Genomic DNA, 19,497 nt, shown 5'->3' with positions numbered 1-19,497 from the left:
TAAAAGAGAAATACGCTGTCAGTAGCAACCATGCTTGTTGCTGATCTTCCAGCGTTAATATGGTATCTCGCACATACCTCGGCTTGTTTCAATGAAGCAACCGCCCATATCCAAATCTCGCCCGTAGGCTTCATAGTCAATGTAGTTCTGCAAGCTGGGTGGAATATCCCCAAGTGCCTGCAATTCGTCTATGTAGTAGTAGGCAACGTCTGTCATGGTTTCACAGTCGGGATAATAATAAATATCGTCCTTATGTTCCACGACTTCTTCCAGCGTCCCGTAGTGGCTGATAAATTCGTCCAGACAATCTACGATATAGTCGGGAAGTTCCTCTATCATTTCATACATCTCGTTGAGTTCTTCAATGGAAACATACTCGCCAATCGCAATAGGAAAGTTGTCGGTATCATGGATAGCGTATTCCTCATACTGTTCATTCAATCCGATTTTTTCTTTTACATCTTCCTCGTCAATGGGAAATGTAAACCAAGCTCCGACTAAATATCCCTCATTGTATTTGCCGAGATTAGCAATATAAACCGCCATATCATCAATCATAAGCACCACCTCATTTCATAGCTGATGATATTCATAAACGCTACCGTTCACACATAGAAAAGTCCCAAGTGTTTCCAATGTATCCGCATATCCTTTGTAATTGATGTATGGATATAACTGGGGCGATACTTCCCCTAATTCCGCACATTCGTTGATAAGATACGCTGATACTTCTTCCATTGTAGAACACTTTTCATAACGGGTAATTTCATCAAGCCCGTTGTATAATTCCGATAAAGTAGGAAACCAAGCCTTTTGCAGAAACCGAATATCTTCATAAGGAAAATCATTTCCAGCTATGCTCATACAGACTTCATTGATAGTAGATAAATCAGCATTTTCCGCAATTTCAAAAGGTAAGGAAAAGTCACTAATCAGATAGCGTTCACTATCCACAGACAATCCGATTGTTTCTTTCATTTCCTCTATATCACAAGGGAGCGTAAACCATGCACTTCCCGTATCTTGTTCCTGCCTGTCCAGATTGATAAGAAAGATTTTCATATCGTCCATAATATCCCCCTTTCCTATGGAAGTTCATAAATACCGTGTTCTGTTTGCAGGAATTTTCCATTTTCCTGCAAGTGAGAAGCATAGGCTTCAAAATCAAAGTAATATGCTTGACAGTCCTCGGATAAATGCTTAAATGTCGGGTCGTTCATCAGCTTTTGCCTTGCAACATCAATCATGCTTTTGCAGTCGGGATAAACCGTAATCACGTTCCTGCAAATATAAAGTGCTTCTAAATTCTCAAACACCGTAAGTAGTGATACATATTCTTCCTGCATATCACTTGAAAGCTGGCGGTACATAAATTCTAATTCGTTGAGCTGATACACGCTGGTATGTTCGTGAACTTCATCAGCATAAGGCAACACCTTTTCGATAATGCGGTAATCCCCACTTTCTGCACCGATACCTAACTTTTCTTCAAACTCTGCAACATCTATCGGCAGGTCGAACCAGTATGATGTTGTTTCTTCGCCAGTTGTTCCTTTCGTTTCCACCAGCACCCTTGTTTCCTGCATTGTTCCTCACGTCCTTTCTGTTGTTTCATCACATCTTTTAAGGTCTGGTACGACATACCAAACACATACTTTGAAAAATCTTCTAACTGTCTTTCTTCATAGTTGGCAGGGTTCAGTCGTTTCATTTCCTGCCACACCTTACGCTTGTAAGAGGGCAGGTCGGAAATGTATTCACAGTCGACGTTTGCCTGCATATCCTTAAAAATATCGTTCATTTCATCACTCCAATCTGAAATTTTGGTAAGAAAAAAGCAGTCAATCCTAAGACTAACTGCTTTGTGTGTATGGATATGAAATTGTTTATCAGACATATTGTTTGAAAAATACATTTAACTTTTGCCCTAATAGTGTTGGATTGTCTGTATTTACTTCATGTCCTGCATTTTCAATAATAGCTATTTCTGCGTTTTCTATCTGTTGTTGCAATTCTAAAGAAGCTTTTTTATTTATCTTATCCTTATCGCCACAGACAACAAGTACCGAACATGATATTTTTTTCAGTTCATGTTTAAAATTAAGTTCCATCATAGATTTGCATAGATTGATAAAATCTGTTTTCCGAAAGCCCATTTTTTCAAACGCTGAACAAGGCATAATACGAAATATCAGATTTTGCATTTTTAACAGATACTTTGGCATTTCATATTGTGTTCCTATTAACACTAATGAGTTCACTTTTTCTGGGTGTTCTATCGCATACTGCATAGCAAGAATACCACCTAAAGAAAGTCCACAAATATTTAGCGGTTCTTCAAACTGTTCACAGTATGTTTCCAATGTCCGATACAATGTATCATAACATGGTGTTTTCCCAGAAAGCCAATCTGATAAATTAGGGCATAAAACTTCAAAATCATCATTGAATACTTTTACGGTATCACTCCAACTTTCAGAAGATTGTCCCAAACCATGAAGCATTATATATTTCATTTCATCACTCCTAGATACTGTGTTTCATATCCACATTATACCATTCGCATATCAGCACAACAATAAAATTTTATGCACCGATAATCTTATTGAACAGCTCTAACAGTACATCTTTCACACCGCCAGCATTGAATACCAAGCCGACAGCAATCAAAGCGACTACCAAGAAGCCGATAAGTTTGGAAAACTCACGCTTGAACCCTAAGTAGATACCGATAACCACAATCGCCATAAGCACTAAGCTCTGTGCGTTTGATAAAAACCATTGATATATGGATAGGTAAGTTCCTGATATTATAAATATCTCAAACTTTTCCCCCCATTCACACGGAGCGTGCGACTTTCACCGCACTCCGCGTTCCATCGTGTTTATATTGAAAAGTATTTATGTAGTAGACCTATATCAAGTTTAATTCTTGATTGCCAGCTAATACTCTATATTTATTTAGTCTTATGAGCTGGACTTTATTTAGTTTCAATAGAGCTATATATTTTTGTATTGTTTCTTCTGTTTTTGCGTGTATTAGACGATGTACCGCCTCTTTTACCAAAATAAGATTTTTATAATCGTCATTACCACCAGCCCTAGTTGGTACAATATGATGACAGTGTATTTCATTAGCTTGTTGAAATTCTTCCAGAGTTATAGCACATTTTCCATGTTGGGCAGAAAATAGCGAAATTCGATTGTCTGCGTATTCTATTGTGCGATTTTCCAAAGATAATTTCATCAACTGATACATCAGTAATTTATCAACACTTAGATTGGTATGGATAAATTTTCTTCCCTCTGGAGTATAGCAGTTTGCTGAATACACTTTTGCCATTGGTTTTCTGTGTTGGATATATCCAACAGGGAATATAGGTTCGCCCTCGCCAGCAACATATCGAAGCATTTTAGATTTACCATATCTTGTTGCTTCTTTTGTTGTAAGTTGTCTGCCTGTTTTTCTCAATCTGCCCTTTTTGCTTGCACCTAATCTGTTAGTGAAGATAGCCATTACAGCTCTATTAAGTTTCATACAATCCAGATTTACATTTGTTGCAATCTGATAATAATTTTGCATACCTAATACCATTGAATTATAAAGTCTTATTTCCTCTAATTCTGTTTTTCCCTTTGAGGGAGAAGCAATTTTCTTTGCCTGTGATACCAGCTTGTCTTTTTGGGTCTTGAATTGTTTATCACTTATATGTGATTTAACAACTAACTTCTTTCTTCTCGGTATCATTTTAATCTTGAAACCAAGAAAGTCGGAGTATCTTTTTCTAACATTTACAATTCTTGTTTTTTCTTGTGATACTTCCAATTTTAGTCGTTGCTCGATCCATTGAGTAATTGCTATTTTGGTTTTTTCAGCACTTTCTTTGTAGCGACAGAAAACTCTAAAATCATCTGCATAACGAACCATATACATTTCCTTTAACTTTGTTTTCTTCATTTCTTTGTAAGCGTTGCTTTTACATGGGCTACCGCTTTTATTGATATGAACCACATAGTTTTTTGTAACAGGATTTTCATGCCATTGACTTTCTACCCAATGGTCTAACTCATTAAGAACAATGTTGGCTAGTAGTGGGGATATAATTCCCCCCTGTGGAGTTCCTTTCTCTGGATATGTTATTGTGCCGTCAGGCATTTTAATTGGAGCTTTTAATATCCTTTTTAAAATGAATATCAAGTGCTTGTCCCGTATTCCCATAGCCCATATCTGTTTTATCAGTTTGGAATGGTTCACGTTGTCAAAGAAACCCTTAATATCAAATTCAATCACATAATGTAGCTGGCTGATTTGTAGGCGGTTATAGGTTGCTTTTATTGCATTTTCAACCGACCTATTAGGTCTGAAACCGTAGCTGTTTTCACTAAATTTAGCTTCGCAGATTGGTTCTAATACTTGTTTGATACATTGTTGTATAAGCCTGTCCCACATACAAGGAATGCCTAGAGGTCTGGTTTTCCCATTTGGTTTTGGTATTTCTTTTCGCCTTACTGGCTTAGGTCGATACCCGTGCGGAGTGCCTGCGACAATATATCTTACCTTTTTGACAACTGTTTCTGCTGGCAATTTGCCAATATCTTTAATTATTGTACCGTCTGTTCCTGCTGTCTTACTGCCTGCATTTGCTTTGATATTTCGATATGCCAGTAATATATTTTCTCTCGATAGGATAATATCCATAAGATGAGTGAAAATATCTCCATTCTTACTTTTGGCATATAAATCATCAAAGGTGTTTTGCATTTCGTAATATTCAGCGTGTCTTAAATCTTCTACACACAATGTTTCATTTTTATTTTTAGGCATAAGGCTTCACTCCTTTGCTTGAAATTGAGTGAGCTTTTTTATCTTACTCGTAATCCTTATTAAAGCAACATAATACTTTTCTAATATATACACGACTTGAGGGTATTCCTCCATTCCCATTACAAGAATTTCTTAGGTTCGCCCTCTGCTTTTCAGCATTGGTTCAACTGCTTATTGTTCTTCGTCAGCTTATTCTCTTGATGAGAACCCAATACCTTTCCTCGTTCCGATAATCTTATCTATACATATATATCCTTAGGTCACTAGCTATAAGCCTGCTGGCTTGATACCGCCTGTAACGGTATATGGCATTTCATAACCTATATTCTTACTTTGCCACACCAGCTACGATTTCTCGTACCTTTGCATTTCTACAAAGTACAAATTTAGACCCGTACATTCGCTGTTTCGTCAGTCCCTTGTGGAACATTCTAACCATAGATATTTTATAGACCCCCGACCTGTTGGATACGCTACCCACCTCTGGATAGTTTTCGATAGAAGATATATGTTCATCAACTATTACGGTATCTTTCAGCCGTCTTTACCGAGCTTCAAACATTCTGAGTTTCCTCATTCAATGCTTGTCGGAGGCTCAGGGCAGGCGTTTCAGAGCGTTACTTCATCATTCCACCTGTCAGATTATCAGTTCTCCTAATAATCAAACTTTTTCGTTCTTTTATTAGTGCCTTAGCTTTTCACTAAGGAACGAGTCGCACACAAATTTTGTCCGAAATTCATTTAATTGTCCTCGCTTTCTTCTGATTGTTTCATTTCATAGTCAGCTTCTTTGCCGACATTCAAAATACACATCAAGACTACGCCGATACCCATTCCCATAGATACCAGCAGGAAGTCTTTTAATAATACCCACATTTTTTATCACTCCTAACTTTCCACCAAATCTTTTGCAGGGGTCGTCTGCTGTTTGATTATCATTTCATGCTTTTCTGTGAGCTTTGCCTGCTGTTCGATTGTTTCCATGTAGTCTGTACCGTTTCCCTTATCAATCTTTTTCAGCATTTTCAAGGTCGGTGCTACCTGCCTTTGTACCCACCGCAATGTACGGTCTAAGGTGTAAGGCTCTGGCTTTGTCGTCAGCTTCAAGCTTTGTCTGTTATCTCCGATAAACCAAGCCCAGCGGTCATTGAGTTTCCAGTCATTTTTTCGCTTGTCGGGTTCTTCATCAACAAACCGCACATACTGGTTGATGATAGAAAATGCGGTCTGCTCTGCGTCATAATACGTCAGCAAATCTCGTACTGCATAATAGGCACGTTCATTCCGAAGCCGTATCTCAAAACGGTTGATAATGTCGGCTTCTTCCATAGGTGTCCCTAACTTGACGTACTGCTCATAGTCCTTTTCATAAATACAGAAATACACATCTGATTTCAGCGAACCAAGATAAAGGGTACGTCCCATATATTCTCTGTCGTCCTCTCTGTGCTTGATAAGCTCGCCCGACTGGTAAAACTTATAGCTTCTGGACTTTCCGATATATTCCCGTTTCCTGCATTTTTCCGCAAGCTCTGGAATATCCAAAATGCCCGTATGGTCGTTGATAGCAAGGTCGATACGCTTCATCACGCCACCGTCTACAAGTGCGTCCATAAGAAAGTCATACCAGCTTCTTTGCTGTGCCAGCAGGTAACTTTCAAACTGTCTGCAACCACGCCCCTTTAACTCTAAAAGGACACCTTTTTCTTCGTCAGCCGACGTATAGATAAAGATGTCCCCTAAAGAGTAATGCTCCGTATAACTGTAATGTCCGTAATCTTCATGGAGCATATAGTTGATATTCAGTTTTAATATGTCTTTGATGATATGCTGTATATCCAACGTGGGAAAACGAATTTTCACATAATCAAACAGCATGGTAAGCGGTGCTTCTGGATTGAACCTTGCCAGTTCCTTATGCAGAGTTTCCAGAAGTTCCTTTGACGGCTTCATTTTTCCGCTTTCTATCTTGTTGAGATATTCCCTTGTGATACCAGAAGCCACCGCCAGCCTGCCTTGTGAGATACCGTAAGCAATCCGTTTCTCCCGTAATTCTTTTATCCATTGTTCTTCATTCAGAACCATACCCCCAATCTGTAAAGTGTGAAGTTTTTTAAGACGACTTCACAGCCGATTTTTGCTAGAAAACCATGCCAGAACCCTTATATTTCCTATGTTTTTTGTCTATTGTCTATTTGCAAACGTACCCCTCTGTTAGATACCGAGGGGTTTTACCTGCTGGCGTGGCTTACGCCACACCAGCAACGGCTAGTCCGAGCCGTCGCCTTTCGCTTCGCACGTCGCCGTCCCGTCCTGCCTTGCTTGTGTAAGAGAGCCGATAGTTTGTAAAAAATCATGTCCTTTTGGGACTAAAGGCGTGTAAAATTCACTGATGACGCTTGTTCCTACATCACAATAGCCACGCCCTTTGATACGCTTCTGGAAAAACTGCTTTTTCACATCTGAACCGAACAGCATACCGTAACCTAATTCGCTGATACGCCCAAGTCCCACACGAAAATTGAAGTTATCTCTGATACCGTCCGAGAAATACTTTGCGTCTGGACGCTGGCAGGCAACGATAAGGAAATAACCTGCTTGTCGTCCTAACATAACGATTTTCTTTAACTGGCTAAGTAATCCCACGCTTTCTTTCGTCCCCAGCATTTCAAAAAACGCCACATATTCATCAAAGATAAGAAAGTAGGGTGGCAGTCCCAGATAGGCGTAGTTTTCGCCCGTCTTATAGTTCGGGTGTCGCTTCATTTCCTCACTTCGCTGTACCATACCCTCATAAAAGGCATTGACGCAATCTATCATTTCTTCTTTGGTGTGATACACATTTCCCATAACTGTCCCTAAGTCTGCAAGGTCAGCGTTCTTCGGGTCTAAGATATAAAGGACAGCGTCGGTATGCAGTAAGGCTTCAATGAGCGTCAGCAGAAAATAGGTTTTACCGCCACCAGTCCCACCAGCAATCAGAGCGTGAGGGAGTGTGTCATATTCCCAGACAAGATTTTTCATCAGTCTAAGACAGCCGTTTTCTGCCCGTACTTCATCAATGGTAATGCGGTTTGCTATCATATCATAAAGCAGAGTGTATTCGATATAGCCGTCATGCAGAGTTTTGTCGGTCAGCTCACAATACAAGCCACTTTCCAATTTATCCTCTAACCGTAAAAGCTGGTCTTGATATTTCCCCAGCGTAATTTCACAGCGGATATGAAGCAAGCCTTTTTCCATTTGATAATAAATCTTCGGAAACCAGACGATTTTTTCCCTTGATCTGCTTTGCAGGTCAGTAAAAAAACCGCTGTCTTGTACGGTATCGGCTTCATACCACTTATTTTCCAGTATCATTCTTGCCAGCTTTTGACGGTGCAGGAGCTTCTTGAAACTGTCGTAACAGAAGCGGTAATATAGAAAAGCGACCAATGCACAAACACCAGTCGCTATCAGTATGGTTATCAAGTTGTAAGAGGAAAGCGTCAAGCCATTTTCTAACAAGCTGAAATGCTCCCAATCGGTACGCATGAGCTGTTTGATATTGAGTAGCAAGAGAACCGCCACGAATACAAGCAGAAGCGTTCCTATACAATAATGGTAAACAAGGTGTTTGTCGCTGGCTCTGATACGATGTCCTTTATTCCAAATCTTACGCATAAATCAATCACTCCTTTCTGGGTATGAAAAAAGCAGTCAATCCTAAGACTAACTGCTTTGTATGTATGGATATAAAGTTGCAAAACTAAAATTCACTTTTTTTAATACACTTAGTTCTTTTCTTTTGGCTCTGGAATAATAATCTCTTTTCCCTCTTTTTCCATCCGTTTTATAAAGTTATCAAAATGGTCTGTCATACCATCAACAAAAAATGCTTTTTTCTTTCTTCCATTGACATACACATTCATACCACCGCGTTTCATTTTACAATAGGATATGTCTGATATTTTCCAATGTCTTCTAAAAATAAACATTTTAATAACCGTGATATTATCTTCTTCAACTTTTATCTCCCACACTCCTTTTAACGGAGCAATCATACCAAAAAAAGTAACTCCAAACCAAATAATAGAAAATGGGATAATGATCATCAAATATCTTTTAGAACAAAAATTTTCAGGTTCACTCCAAAATCCCCAAATAAAGACAACAAGTACAAACAAAGCACCTATTGCACATATAAATGATACATCAGTTATTGTTCTTATAGTGAATTTTTTTATAGATTGAGTTCGTTTGTGATTTCTGCTTTGTATTATATCCAAAACGAGTAAAACAATATATGCCGTTATAATACCACCTATATATTTCATACCGTATTACCTCCAAAACTACTAATTTGTCGCTTTCACCATACCCATATTATAACAGTTCCATATATCCTCTACAATGAAAATCTAGTTAGCAATCCTATTTTTTCGGCTGTCCCTGCGGAGCGTAGTGCTTGTCGCTGGCTCTAATACGGTGTCCTTTATTCCAAATCTTTTGCATAAATCAATCACTCCTTTCTGGGTACGAAAAAAGCAGTCAATCCTAAAACTAACTGCTTTGATTGATATACAAGAATTTACATTTTATTTTACAAAGAATATTCCATACGTAACAATCATTGCAAAAAAGATAAGAATTACTACACCAATAACAAGACAAACTCTAATAAAATTTTTTGCTTCATTCATATCGCTGTATATTGAAGATAGTTTTTCGTTATTCAAGTTTTTTTCTCTTACCTCTTGTACATCAATATCTCTTACTAATTCGTCTAATGTTAATCCAAAATAATCGCTTAACAATACTAAGCGTTGAAAATCTGGATAAGATTGACATGACTCCCATTTTGAAATTGTTTGTCTGGAAACTTTTAACTCATTTCCTAATTCTTCTTGAGAAAGTCCCTTTGATTTTCTAAGGTTTATCAGCTTTTCATTAAAATTCATATATTGCCTCCTAATAGTATTCTTTATTTGCGACCGCAAGAATAGTATTACAAAAATAAGAGTTTTCTTCAACCAATCTTTGTTGGCAATTTGTCAACCTGCTTTGACATTATAAAAATATACATAGATTATAACTTTTCTTTACACTTTATTCAAAGTAAAAAGCTGATTGTATCATTCTATTTCTTCGTCTGTCCCTGCGGTGTATGGTTCTGTGGATTGCCTGCGTTCTGGTTACCTTTATTCTTCAACACAATATCCTCTGCCTTTACATACCAGTCCACATCTGCACCCGTATAGGTCTTTCTTGATACCGTATCGGCTACTGGATTGACAAGTTCCACAACTGCATTGTACGGAAAGTCCTTTAACGGTACTTCTGGCGGTACAGATACGGGGATAATTCCACCATGCAGACTGCACTTCAAATCATAGATACGCTTTTTAAGCTGGGTACTCGGTGTCCCGTCCTCATTCTGTAAGAAAACATCACGCACCGCTGTAAATTTTAATTCTCCAAATGTTTTCTCTTTGTCAATAACAAAACCGTTTGATAATCTCATAAATTCTTCACTCCTTTACTTTTCTTCAACTGCTACAATATCATCAGCAACTAACACATAATCGGTATGTCCCATATCCCCGATAGCGTAACCTCTGCCGTATAACTTCGGATTGACAAGTTTTACTTTCTGCTCATACTTGAAATGCTTTTCGCCTGCCTGCACGGGAATTTCCACTACAACATTTTCGCCTTTCTGTACGTCAGAATAAAGGTTATAGCTTCGTCTGGCTAAGACCCTGCGGTTATTTTTATCTCTTTCAAAGACTGGCTCACTTTCGCCTGCAAATTCAAAAGTTCCAAAAGACTGTGCCATATCTGGCACGACATATTTCATTTCCATAATGTTTTACCTCATTTCTTTCTATTTTGATAAGTTAATTGATTGTGATTTCTTATTCTGGCGGTTCGGGAAGTACCAGCAATCCCACAGATAGTAAAGGGTAAAATCAATGCTTTCGCACCCTTGACTATCCGTGTTCTTGCAGATTGTTGGTAGACAAGCCAGAATAAGCGGAAGTCTGCCGTTTGACCACTTCGGCGGAGAGCGTGATTTTTCTTTCATCATATCGTTACCGCCTTATGATTTCTTCATTTTACGGCGTTTGTAGAAGAAGATACCTGCCAGTCCAGCACCAGAAGTCAAAAGAAGTGCAAGCAGTCCGTAAAGGTTTGTGTTATCGCCCGTTTTTGGACTGTCGCTAGGTCTGCTAGGCTTTTCTGGTGTCGGTGGTGTTTCGGGTTTTTCTGGTTCTTCTGGCTTTTCCTTAAAAGTAATCGTCTGTCCCTTATCCTCAATATCCTTATGCTCGGTAACTTTCTTCGGCTCGTTTGGATTGCTGAAATCGTATAATTCTTCAAAAGTTACAAGCTGTTTGCCGTCAAGAGAAGTAGCGTCAAACATAAAAGCAACTTCCACTTTCATAGCTTCGCTGTCAGCGGTAAACGTATAATCACTTTCCACACGCTTTCCGTTGATAAGAAGTTCTGCATTTTCTTCTTTCAACATCTGCCAGCCCACAAGTTTGTACTGTGTACCGACTTCTAAGCCCTCTAAGGTTACGGTATCAATGATTGTTACCTCTTTTCCAGCTTCAAGCTCTTTGTTGCCGTCCTTATCGGTAGCAGTTGTATGTATCTTGATGATACGCTCTGTAATCAATACAGTCTGTCCGTCGTCCTCAATGTCCTTGTGTTCCGCAACTTTCACGGGTTCGTCTGGATTGCTCAAATCATACAATTCTTCAAAGGTAACAAGGTTCTTGCCACCTAAAGCAGACGTATTGAATGTATAGGAAATTTCCACTTTCATTTCTTCATCATCAGCAACAAAGGTATAATCATTTTCTACACGTTTCCCATCAATGATAAGCTCGGCATTTTCTTCTTTTAACATCTGCCAGCCTTTGAGCTGGTATTTTGTGCCTTTTGTAAGTCCGTCCAATTTTATAGTATCAACGATTGTTACTTCTTTTCCTGCAAGGATAGTCTTTTCGCCGTCCTTGCTGGTTGCTGTGGTATGGATAGAGATTTCTTTTTCGTATTCATCAGTCAGCGTTCCTAAATCAATCACAAGATTATTTCTTGATACCACAATTTCAAAAGGTGGGATAAGTTCAAAGCCTTTGTTACTATCACAACGCATTTCTTCAATGATATAAGTATCATAAGGTAATGCACCCTTGCTATCGTCTGGTTCAGAAGTTCCAAACCACACACCGTCCTCGCTGGTCTTTCCTGCGTTGGTATTGTGCTTGTGAGAAGCCCATTCAGAAGAAGTGGAGAACTGCCCGTTATCATCAGTTACCACAATATGACTTTCGCCCGTTGTCTTGCTTGTGATCCTAAAGGGAACATCAGCAAGACGTTTGTGTGTGCCTGTTCCGATTTTCACGCCCTCAATATCCCCACGCTTAATCTGATTGTAGATAGAGTGGGCTTCGTCGGTTAAGTCCACGATTTTCCCGTTTTCTGTGATTGCAAAATCAATCGGTTTTGCACCGTCTGTCAAATATCCGTTTGGAGCTTCACTCTCAACGATACGGAAATTTCCATAAGGTAAAAGGTCGGCAGAAGTAGAAGCGATACCCTCAATATCGGTACGAATTGTCTTTACCACTTCATTTTTCTTGTATAGCTTGCCCTCAACCAAAACAGAATTGTCATTTAAGGAAATGATGTCAAAAGCAGTATCTTTCAAAGTGGCACTTCCTTGTGGCTTCGTATCGCCCGTTTCTAAATCTCGTTTCTGAATTTCCACACCGCCACGGATAACCTTGTCTGATACGGAAAACTGGTTACTTCCAGATAGTACGGCAAGGTCGCCGTCCTCGGTAATCTGTGTAAGGTATAAGCCTTTTATCTGTTCGGACTTATCGCCAGCCTGCATATATGCACCCTCTAATAAGTAGCCGTTTGGAGCTTTTGTTTCTTCTATGGTTAGCGTCCCAAGTGGAAGAACCGCCTTGCCGTCCTGCATATAGAAACTGTCGCCAGATACCTTGTATGCGTCCGCTAATTTTGTGATGTAGTGGGTTGTTCCGTCGCTGTCTGTTTCAGCGATTGTCTTTGTAACCCATGTACGAGTAGCTTCGGCAGGGAGATTGTCTTTGTTATAGAAGCCAGCATAATACTTCCATGTAAATTCCGCACCTGCTAAAGAAGCGTTTCCCTGCGGATTGTCTTTCTGTGTTTCCATATCAATCTTGAAAAGCTCAATCAAAGTGTCTGTTACTTTGGGTGTATCTGATACTTTCAAGGTCGCTGTTTCGCCAGCTTTGATTGTTAATGGATAGATTGTTTTATCCACTTTATATCCTGCTGGTGCGGATAGTTCCTTGATATAAACTGTGCCAGCCTTTACCTCTGCAACATCTGTATTTCCGTTTTCATCAGTCGTAAGGGTGGCAAGCTGTTTCGTGCAGTCCTTATCAGAAAAGACACCATAGGTCGCACCTGCAATAGAGTAATTCCCGTTACCGTCTGTAATGCTGGTATTACTGGAAGTCTTTTGCAGTTTCGCATTTCCGACATTCAGCTTCGCCCAGAATTGTCCCAATTCCTGCCCCTCGCCAGAGTAGATATAACCGCCACATTCATAGCGTCCTTTATTTTCTTTGACAAAGGCTCTTGCACCAGCGAAAACTTCGTCCTGCGTTGCCTTTGGAATTTCATCATAAGAAGCTCGCACGTTATCACATTGCCAGCCAAGATGTACGCTCAATCTCTGCCAGACTACACATTGTTCCAACAGATAGACTTGTTTGTAGTTCAGTTCCTTGTGAGCTTCGCTATACTGTTTGACATACTCTAAGGATAACGCCACATCTGAAATCTGGTCGGCACTCATGCGTGAGCTTGCGTCAGCTCTGGTCTTGTAGCCATTCTTAAAATCTGTGTTAATGTCAATACAATAGGCAGTTTCGCCCTCAACTTTCATCATGCCCTCATTAAATGTAGAACCGATAGAACCGTCATTCATTACTTTTTCAATGATACCGACACGCTCTGCACTTTCCGTCCAGTATTGCTTGCTTTCTGCATGAACGGGTGTAGTCGGTAAAGCAGTAACGACAGTTGCAAGAGCTAAGAAGCCCGTACACAATCGTTTCAATGTCTTTTTCATAAATCTAATGCTCCTTTCATTTTGGGTAATAAAAAAGCCGTCCAATAAGAACGGCTGAAAATAGAAAAGGAACGTCATTTTAGGCGTTCCATAATCTATGAGTTATTCAATTTTTTCTTGTTTCAATACTGATATGCTGTACCATATCTTTGCATATCTAGGAAAACTTGCGTATCAAGGCTCATTCGTTAGTAGTAAATAAGTAGTAAATTGATGTGTTTGTTTCCTTGAAAATGCTGATAGATACTGTGTTTTAGCGGATAATCAGATTTTTATTGTGTTTTTATGTTTAAAAAAGTAAAGAATAGAAATCATGTATTATCCCAACCCGTACGCAAGCACATAAAAAAGCACACTACGCAAAAGATGGTTCTTAATCATCCATACAGAGTGTGCCTTTTATATGCAACAAATAAAAACTCACACAAATTCATGTGTGAGGTATGGTTTAAATGGTGACGCGTACGGGATTCGAACCCGTGAATGCTTGCGTGAAAGGCAAGTGAGTTAACCGTTTCTCCAACGCGCCATACTTCTAACTGCCTGTATAGTATAACAAATAATATTCCCTTACGTCAAGCATTTTCTTCATTTTTTAGAAAAAAATATTCCCCATCAGGATTCTCTCAGAAAATCCATGTATAACGTCTCTCATGAGAAACACCCACCAAATTTATAAATGACCTATTATGTTATCATGTTTTGTAAGCTCCATATCGTAACGTAAATCCTGCAATCACTATCTGCATCGGATTTCAGCAAAGCAGCATAAAGAAAGACCGGTAGATCATACGATTCCCGGTCTTAGCTTTCATTTATTTGTTAATGATATCCATGATGTTCTGGTAGTACGTATAACGTCCGTCAACATACTGCAAGGACTCATAGGCAAGTGCCTTCGCCTTGTTGAAGTCGATGTCTTCATACACAGAAGCAAAACGGTAATAAATATAGTCCTTAATCTGGTTGTCACGCAGGATATAGCCATAGCATTCATCACCATGACCGAAATCACCATGCTTGATGTAAAGGTCCGCAACATCCAGCAGGATATTCAACTGATATTTCTCATACAGATCACTGTACTGGGAAAGCACGGCAAAAGCAAAGTCCTCATAGAATTTTACATCATCATACTGCCAGCCTGGTAGAATTGCATATGCAAACTGGAAGAAGTGTGCTACAAACGCATCCACATCCGCACCGATCAAATCACTGACGATCGCTGCATCTGTAATGTTTTTGCGCTGCCCGATCATCAGCAGCTTCTCACACACCTTGAACTCCTTCAGGTATTCCGCAGCATTTGCTTCCGCATCTGCTGTCATCTCAGCCTTCAGACATGCCGTGATATCCTTTTTCAGTTCTTTATAATCCATAGCCTTTACATCCATGGTATCCGCTACCTTTTCCAGAACGACAGAAATCAAATCCGTATCAAAGCCGTCCTTATCAAATGTGAAGCCCTTTTCCGAAAGAGCATTTCCATCGATGATGTTTTTCGCAATTTGTTTACTGTCTGCCTCATCAAGCAGGAATCTTGTATAGTCCTCGTATACATGCTGCACACCCATTGCCTGTGCCTTTTGAATTGCTTCATCCAGGGACAGTGCTGCATAAGCCTCCAGCTTTTCCTTATCTACCTTTTTCGGTGCTGCTTTTTTCGCTGCTGCCTTCTTTTCCTCAGTCTTCTTCACAGCCTTTTTCGCTGTCGGCTCTGCTTTTTTCGCTGCTGCTGTTTTCTTTGCAACTTTCTTTACCGGTTTATCCTCTGCCTTTACTGCTTCCTCTTTGCTTTCTTCTTTTTTCGTTGTTTTCTTTGCCGCAGTTTTTTTCGCTGCCGGCTTTTTCTTAGTCTCCGCTTTTGCTTCTGTCGGCTTCTTTTCCTCAGCCTTTTCTGTAGTTTTTGCTGCACTTGTTTCCAGCTTCACAGTTTCCTTTGTTTCGATTTTCTCTGGTGCAGGTGCTGTAGTCAGCTTTTCTGCTTCCTTCGCAGTCGTGATTTTTTCAATCTTTTTCGTTGTTAGTTTTTCCGGTTCCTTCTCTGCTGTTATTTTCTTCGCTTCCGGTTCCGCTGTCAGCTTCAGCTGTTCCTGTGCTGTCTTTGATTCTGTCTTAGCTGCAGCCTTGGCTGTTTTCTTTGTTAATGTTTTCTTTTTTGTAGTTTTAGCCATGTGTTTTTACCCTCCGACATTTTCACTTTTCTTATCTTATGTTAATCGCATAATACAGACGATATTCATTTCTTTTCAGAAAATCCCTTTTCATTATAGCACAACATGTCTGTATGGTTAAGGAAGTTTCCGTGTTTTTCTTTGTAAAATCTTTTATTTTCGATTTTTTCCGGCATGTTTTCACACATTCCATCCAGAATTCATAAGAAATTCACACATTTACTATATTTTTCTGAGATAATGTTTTTGTAAAATAAGACTCGTAAAATGACTATGTCACTTGTAGTCTTATGCATAAAAGGAGGACACACATATGGAAGACTTTGAAGTATATGAAGAACATAATGAGGAAGATGTTAAACAAAATTCGTTCAATGAAAAATCAGAAAACACGGAAATGAACATGGATGATGCAGCTGCAGGGGCACCTTTGCAGAAGGAAAAAAAGCCATCGTTTATGAAGCGTCACAAAAATGCCTGCATCATCAGCGGATGTCTGCTGATTTCCATCGGAGGCGGATTTGGAGGAGCAACACTGGCATATCAGCTGAGCAAATCGAATGGAAACGGAACCGTGCTTTATCAGGCAGTTGAGAAAACGAATTCTTCCAAAAGCAATACAGCAAACGCGACCAGTATGTCAGTCAAGGATATCGCGAATGAGGCCATGGAAAGCGTTGTGGAGATAAAAACAGAATCCGTTTCCACGAATGAGTTTTTCCAACAGGCAGTTCAGTCAGGTGCCGGCAGCGGTGTCATTCTTAGCAAGGATGGATACATCGTGACAAACAATCATGTAATTGACGGTGCAAGCAAAATCAAGGTAACAACCAAGGATGGAAAGTCTTACGATGCCAAACTGATAGGCAATGATTCCTCCACCGATCTGGCTGTTATAAAGGTCGAGGCAAGCAACCTAAAGCCTGCTGTACTGGGCAACAGCTCCAAGCTGGAAGTCGGGGATACCGCAGTTGCGATTGGAAACCCACTTGGTGAACTTGGCGGCACCGTGACAAGCGGCATCATTTCCGCACTGGACCGGGAAGTGACGATAGATAATCAGACAATGCATCTTCTACAGACAAATGCTGCTATCAATCCGGGAAATTCCGGTGGCGGTTTGTTCAATGATCAGGGTGAACTGATCGGTATTGTTAATGCCAAATCCAGTGGTTCCAATATCGAAGGTCTTGGTTTTGCAATTCCTATCGACCGTGCAAAGGATGTTATCACAAATCTGATTGAAAACGGTTATGTAAAGGGACGCGCATCTCTGGGAGTTACACTGACCCTGGGTACCAGCAACAATCCATTCAGCTCCGATACCAGCACACAGGTCTATATCGCAAGTGTCGTGGAAGGTAAGGCAGCTGATAAAGCAGGACTGCAGGCCGGCGATCAGATTTTAAAAGTAGATGACAAGGACGTAGAAAGTATTTCCGATGTTAAAACCGTGGTAAATTCCCACAAGGCTGGAGAAACTATGAAAATTACCGTCCTGCGGGATCGTTCCACTAAGACCTTTACAGTCACACTTGGAGAAGCTGACAATACCACTTCCTCCTCGGATGAGGGCACTTCCCGGCAGACGCCAAACCAGAATCGCTGATACTTATCAGCTCGCATATTTTTCCTAACGCAGCAATAAAACAAAAAGCTTTTTCATCCATGAAATCTAAAATGTATGAAAAAGCTTTTTATGCTGTATCGTTTTTGGTTCCTGATCTACAGCCTGTTCAAAGGAATTCAGTATGTATGTAAAACGAATTGAAAACAGAAAAACAGTGAAGATATCTATCATCATAACGAAAAGGGCAATCCGGTTCTATCCATACGACAGACAGGATACCCTTTTTTCAGCTTCCATGTTCAATATATTGATTATCTCAATCAGCTGCGCCCGCCTGCTTGCATCCATTCTCCCAGCTTTGGCAGCAGTGCATAAAATTCCTTGAGGTTTTTCACCTTCCACTCCCAGTTCGGACTGCCGATCGTTCCCGGTGTATTGAGGCGCCCCTCACTCTTTAAGCCAAGAATATCACTCATTGGCAGGATGACCACATCGGCGGCACTATCCAGACAATAGCGAATCACCAGTTCGTGAAACATTCGGTTATCATAGCCGCAGTTATGGAAAAATCTGCGCAAGGCGATACGCCGATTCTGTGTCAATAGCTGATAAAAGCCCTCCAGTGTATCATTATCATGCGTTCCCGTATATAAAACGATATGCTCTTTCCGCGGCTTCTTCAAAAGCTTAGGCTGCAGCTCAAAGGATATGACATTCATGCCCATCAGGTTGTAATGATCACGCAGCTTGCCAACCTGTCTGCGCAGATCGCCCAAATCCTCTGCAATTAGACGGATTTCCGGGAATCGGCGGAACACCTCATCAAAAAACTCATAGGATGGTCCCATGATCCATTCTCCATCCTTTGCAGTCGGACAGGATGCCGGTATTTTCCAATAGGTATCAAAGGCACGGAAATGATCCAGACGGATGATATCATACTGCTGCTGATTCCAGGCGAGCCGTTCCATCCAGAAATCATAGTGATCCTTTTTCATCTGCTTCCAGTTATAGATTGGATTTCCCCAGCGTTGTCCGTCGTCACTGAAATAATCCGGCGGTACTCCTGCGATATGACTTGGATTTCCCTGCGGATCCAGCAGGAAATCCTCCTGATTCTGCCAGACATCCGCACTGTCCAGTCCGACATAAAACGGAAGATCGCCCATGATTTCCACACCATGTGCGTTCGCATATGCTTTTACCTGATTCCACTGCTTATAGAAGATGAACTGCAGAAACTGTTCATAACGGATTTCCTCTTCAAACTCCTTCAACGAAAAGCGGCGGTTGCGAATCCATTCACGCTGCTCCTTTGGCCACTGTGTCCAGCTTGCCATCTGATTATGCTTTTTCAGCGTTATGAAAACAGCGTATGGATACAGCCATGGAGCAGTGGAACAAAACAGCTGGTATTCCTGAGCAAAGGTATCCTGCATCTTCAAAAAGGTCTTGTATGCCTTTTTCAGATACGGTGCCTTGAAAGCACGAACCCCGTCATAATCCACCTTTTCTGAAAATTTATTATAATTGCGGATAGAGCTTTGCTTAAGCAGTCCGTAATCTGCCAGTGTATCCACACTGATGTAGATTTCATCCCCTGCGTACGATGAAAACGGCTGGTAGGGCGAATTCCCATAGCCTACAGGGTTCAGTGGCAGAATCTGCCAGATGCGGATATGCTGTTTACTGATGGCATCTATGAGCCGATAGGTGTGTTTGCCGAAATCACCGATTCCCTGATTTCCCGGCAATGACGAAATAGGCATTAAAATTCCAGTTTGTCTCTCCATAATTCCTC

Annotated in this window: 18 protein-coding genes, 1 tRNA gene and 1 pseudogene; 1 reads left to right on the top strand and 19 read right to left on the bottom strand. The window is 40.4% G+C overall.

The window, feature by feature from the left end; genetic code table 11:
* Positions 1-54 precede the first annotated feature (54 nt).
* The 18 genes and pseudogenes from ACG3M1_RS08110 to ACG3M1_RS08025 all read right to left on the bottom strand — a co-directional run bounded on the left by ACG3M1_RS08110 (position 55) and on the right by ACG3M1_RS08025 (position 16,126).
* On the bottom strand, positions 55-558 hold the full coding sequence (locus tag ACG3M1_RS08110; RefSeq protein WP_379688065.1) for an antirestriction protein ArdA: 504 nt from the start codon (positions 556-558) through the stop codon (positions 55-57).
* A gap of 15 nt (positions 559-573) precedes the next feature.
* Complete coding sequence (locus tag ACG3M1_RS08105; protein ID WP_077726434.1) at positions 574-1,071, bottom strand: antirestriction protein ArdA; 498 nt, start codon at positions 1,069-1,071, stop codon at positions 574-576.
* Positions 1,072-1,085: 14 nt separating this feature from the next.
* The gene (locus ACG3M1_RS08100; protein WP_077726435.1) at positions 1,086-1,586 is read right to left on the bottom strand and encodes an antirestriction protein ArdA; all 501 of its coding nucleotides are present in this window, start codon (positions 1,584-1,586) and stop codon (positions 1,086-1,088) included.
* A complete protein-coding gene (locus ACG3M1_RS08095) occupies positions 1,505-1,801 on the bottom strand; it encodes a conjugal transfer protein (RefSeq protein ID WP_077726442.1) in 297 nt (98 codons plus the stop codon). The genes ACG3M1_RS08100 and ACG3M1_RS08095 overlap by 82 nt, the downstream gene beginning before the upstream one ends.
* Before the next feature lie 88 nt (positions 1,802-1,889).
* Positions 1,890-2,516, bottom strand: coding sequence for an alpha/beta fold hydrolase (locus ACG3M1_RS08090; RefSeq protein WP_021379651.1), 627 nt, complete (start codon positions 2,514-2,516; stop codon positions 1,890-1,892).
* Between the two features lie 70 nt (positions 2,517-2,586).
* The gene (locus ACG3M1_RS08085) at positions 2,587-2,811 is read right to left on the bottom strand and encodes a hypothetical protein (protein WP_032548346.1); all 225 of its coding nucleotides are present in this window, start codon (positions 2,809-2,811) and stop codon (positions 2,587-2,589) included.
* 103 nt (positions 2,812-2,914) lie between these two features.
* Positions 2,915-4,825 carry a group II intron reverse transcriptase/maturase gene (gene ltrA, locus ACG3M1_RS08080; protein WP_003436850.1) on the bottom strand — a complete coding sequence of 637 codons (1,911 nt, stop codon included), beginning with the start codon at positions 4,823-4,825 and terminating at the stop codon, positions 2,915-2,917.
* A gap of 741 nt (positions 4,826-5,566) precedes the next feature.
* Positions 5,567-5,680 (bottom strand): annotated as a pseudogene (locus ACG3M1_RS08075) (DUF3789 domain-containing protein); the annotation flags it as partial.
* A gap of 33 nt (positions 5,681-5,713) precedes the next feature.
* Complete coding sequence (mobT, locus tag ACG3M1_RS08070) at positions 5,714-6,910, bottom strand: MobT family relaxase (RefSeq protein WP_390554221.1); 1,197 nt, start codon at positions 6,908-6,910, stop codon at positions 5,714-5,716.
* A 183-nt stretch (positions 6,911-7,093) separates the two neighbouring features.
* Complete coding sequence (locus tag ACG3M1_RS08065) at positions 7,094-8,488, bottom strand: FtsK/SpoIIIE domain-containing protein (RefSeq protein WP_070117065.1); 1,395 nt, start codon at positions 8,486-8,488, stop codon at positions 7,094-7,096.
* Positions 8,489-8,598: 110 nt separating this feature from the next.
* Positions 8,599-9,141 (bottom strand): DUF6560 family protein, encoded by a 543-nt coding sequence (locus tag ACG3M1_RS08060; RefSeq protein ID WP_055261579.1) that lies wholly within the window; start codon positions 9,139-9,141, stop codon positions 8,599-8,601.
* Positions 9,142-9,402: 261 nt separating this feature from the next.
* Positions 9,403-9,765: a helix-turn-helix domain-containing protein gene (locus ACG3M1_RS08055; RefSeq protein ID WP_055261577.1), complete on the bottom strand. Its 363-nt coding sequence runs from the start codon at positions 9,763-9,765 to the stop codon at positions 9,403-9,405.
* A 179-nt stretch (positions 9,766-9,944) separates the two neighbouring features.
* Positions 9,945-10,328 carry a YdcP family protein gene (locus ACG3M1_RS08050; RefSeq protein ID WP_055261575.1) on the bottom strand — a complete coding sequence of 128 codons (384 nt, stop codon included), beginning with the start codon at positions 10,326-10,328 and terminating at the stop codon, positions 9,945-9,947.
* 15 nt (positions 10,329-10,343) lie between these two features.
* The gene (locus ACG3M1_RS08045) at positions 10,344-10,670 is read right to left on the bottom strand and encodes a YdcP family protein (protein WP_055261573.1); all 327 of its coding nucleotides are present in this window, start codon (positions 10,668-10,670) and stop codon (positions 10,344-10,346) included.
* Positions 10,671-10,691: 21 nt separating this feature from the next.
* Positions 10,692-10,895 (bottom strand): hypothetical protein, encoded by a 204-nt coding sequence (locus ACG3M1_RS08040; protein WP_070117063.1) that lies wholly within the window; start codon positions 10,893-10,895, stop codon positions 10,692-10,694.
* A 12-nt stretch (positions 10,896-10,907) separates the two neighbouring features.
* Complete coding sequence (locus ACG3M1_RS08035) at positions 10,908-13,952, bottom strand: SrtB-anchored collagen-binding adhesin (protein WP_070117060.1); 3,045 nt, start codon at positions 13,950-13,952, stop codon at positions 10,908-10,910.
* 453 nt (positions 13,953-14,405) lie between these two features.
* Positions 14,406-14,481, bottom strand: a tRNA-Glu gene (locus ACG3M1_RS08030).
* Positions 14,482-14,767: 286 nt separating this feature from the next.
* Positions 14,768-16,126 (bottom strand): hypothetical protein, encoded by a 1,359-nt coding sequence (locus ACG3M1_RS08025; protein ID WP_009269455.1) that lies wholly within the window; start codon positions 16,124-16,126, stop codon positions 14,768-14,770.
* A 313-nt stretch (positions 16,127-16,439) separates the two neighbouring features.
* On the opposite strand from ACG3M1_RS08025, the gene ACG3M1_RS08020 reads away from it, so the two are divergent.
* Entirely contained in the window at positions 16,440-17,735 is a 1,296-nt protein-coding gene (locus ACG3M1_RS08020; RefSeq protein WP_002608333.1) for a S1C family serine protease, read from the top strand.
* Positions 17,736-18,016: 281 nt separating this feature from the next.
* Here the strand turns inward: ACG3M1_RS08020 and malQ are convergent, their stop codons facing one another.
* Positions 18,017-19,489 (bottom strand): 4-alpha-glucanotransferase, encoded by a 1,473-nt coding sequence (gene malQ, locus ACG3M1_RS08015; protein WP_008819098.1) that lies wholly within the window; start codon positions 19,487-19,489, stop codon positions 18,017-18,019.
* Positions 19,490-19,497: the final 8 nt, after the last annotated feature.

Origin of the sequence: Clostridium sp. 10cd* (assembly GCF_044336395.1) — a bacterium.
GTDB classification, from domain to species: Bacteria; Bacillota_I; Bacilli_A; order Erysipelotrichales; family Erysipelotrichaceae; genus Clostridium_AQ; species Clostridium_AQ innocuum.
The sequence above is the reverse complement of the archived record's forward strand: the minus strand, read 5'-3'. Positions and strand labels throughout refer to the sequence as shown.

Excerpts from the sequence above, each read along its gene's own strand:
- ACG3M1_RS08110 (WP_379688065.1), bottom strand. The coding sequence starts at position 558 with ATGATTGATGATATGGCGGTTTATATTGCTAATCTCGGCAAATACAAT.
- ACG3M1_RS08105 (WP_077726434.1), bottom strand. The coding sequence starts at position 1,071 with ATGGACGATATGAAAATCTTTCTTATCAATCTGGACAGGCAGGAACAA.
- ACG3M1_RS08100 (WP_077726435.1), bottom strand. The coding sequence starts at position 1,586 with ATGCAGGAAACAAGGGTGCTGGTGGAAACGAAAGGAACAACTGGCGAA.
- ACG3M1_RS08095 (WP_077726442.1), bottom strand. The coding sequence starts at position 1,801 with ATGAACGATATTTTTAAGGATATGCAGGCAAACGTCGACTGTGAATAC.
- ACG3M1_RS08090 (WP_021379651.1), bottom strand. The coding sequence starts at position 2,516 with ATGAAATATATAATGCTTCATGGTTTGGGACAATCTTCTGAAAGTTGG.
- ltrA (WP_003436850.1), bottom strand. The coding sequence starts at position 4,825 with ATGCCTAAAAATAAAAATGAAACATTGTGTGTAGAAGATTTAAGACAC.
- mobT (WP_390554221.1), bottom strand. The coding sequence starts at position 6,910 with ATGGTTCTGAATGAAGAACAATGGATAAAAGAATTACGGGAGAAACGG.
- ACG3M1_RS08065 (WP_070117065.1), bottom strand. The coding sequence starts at position 8,488 with ATGCGTAAGATTTGGAATAAAGGACATCGTATCAGAGCCAGCGACAAA.
- ACG3M1_RS08060 (WP_055261579.1), bottom strand. The coding sequence starts at position 9,141 with ATGAAATATATAGGTGGTATTATAACGGCATATATTGTTTTACTCGTT.
- ACG3M1_RS08055 (WP_055261577.1), bottom strand. The coding sequence starts at position 9,765 with ATGAATTTTAATGAAAAGCTGATAAACCTTAGAAAATCAAAGGGACTT.
- ACG3M1_RS08050 (WP_055261575.1), bottom strand. The coding sequence starts at position 10,328 with ATGAGATTATCAAACGGTTTTGTTATTGACAAAGAGAAAACATTTGGA.
- ACG3M1_RS08045 (WP_055261573.1), bottom strand. The coding sequence starts at position 10,670 with ATGGAAATGAAATATGTCGTGCCAGATATGGCACAGTCTTTTGGAACT.
- ACG3M1_RS08040 (WP_070117063.1), bottom strand. The coding sequence starts at position 10,895 with ATGATGAAAGAAAAATCACGCTCTCCGCCGAAGTGGTCAAACGGCAGA.
- ACG3M1_RS08035 (WP_070117060.1), bottom strand. The coding sequence starts at position 13,952 with ATGAAAAAGACATTGAAACGATTGTGTACGGGCTTCTTAGCTCTTGCA.
- ACG3M1_RS08025 (WP_009269455.1), bottom strand. The coding sequence starts at position 16,126 with ATGGCTAAAACTACAAAAAAGAAAACATTAACAAAGAAAACAGCCAAG.
- ACG3M1_RS08020 (WP_002608333.1), top strand. The coding sequence starts at position 16,440 with ATGGAAGACTTTGAAGTATATGAAGAACATAATGAGGAAGATGTTAAA.
- malQ (WP_008819098.1), bottom strand. The coding sequence starts at position 19,489 with ATGGAGAGACAAACTGGAATTTTAATGCCTATTTCGTCATTGCCGGGA.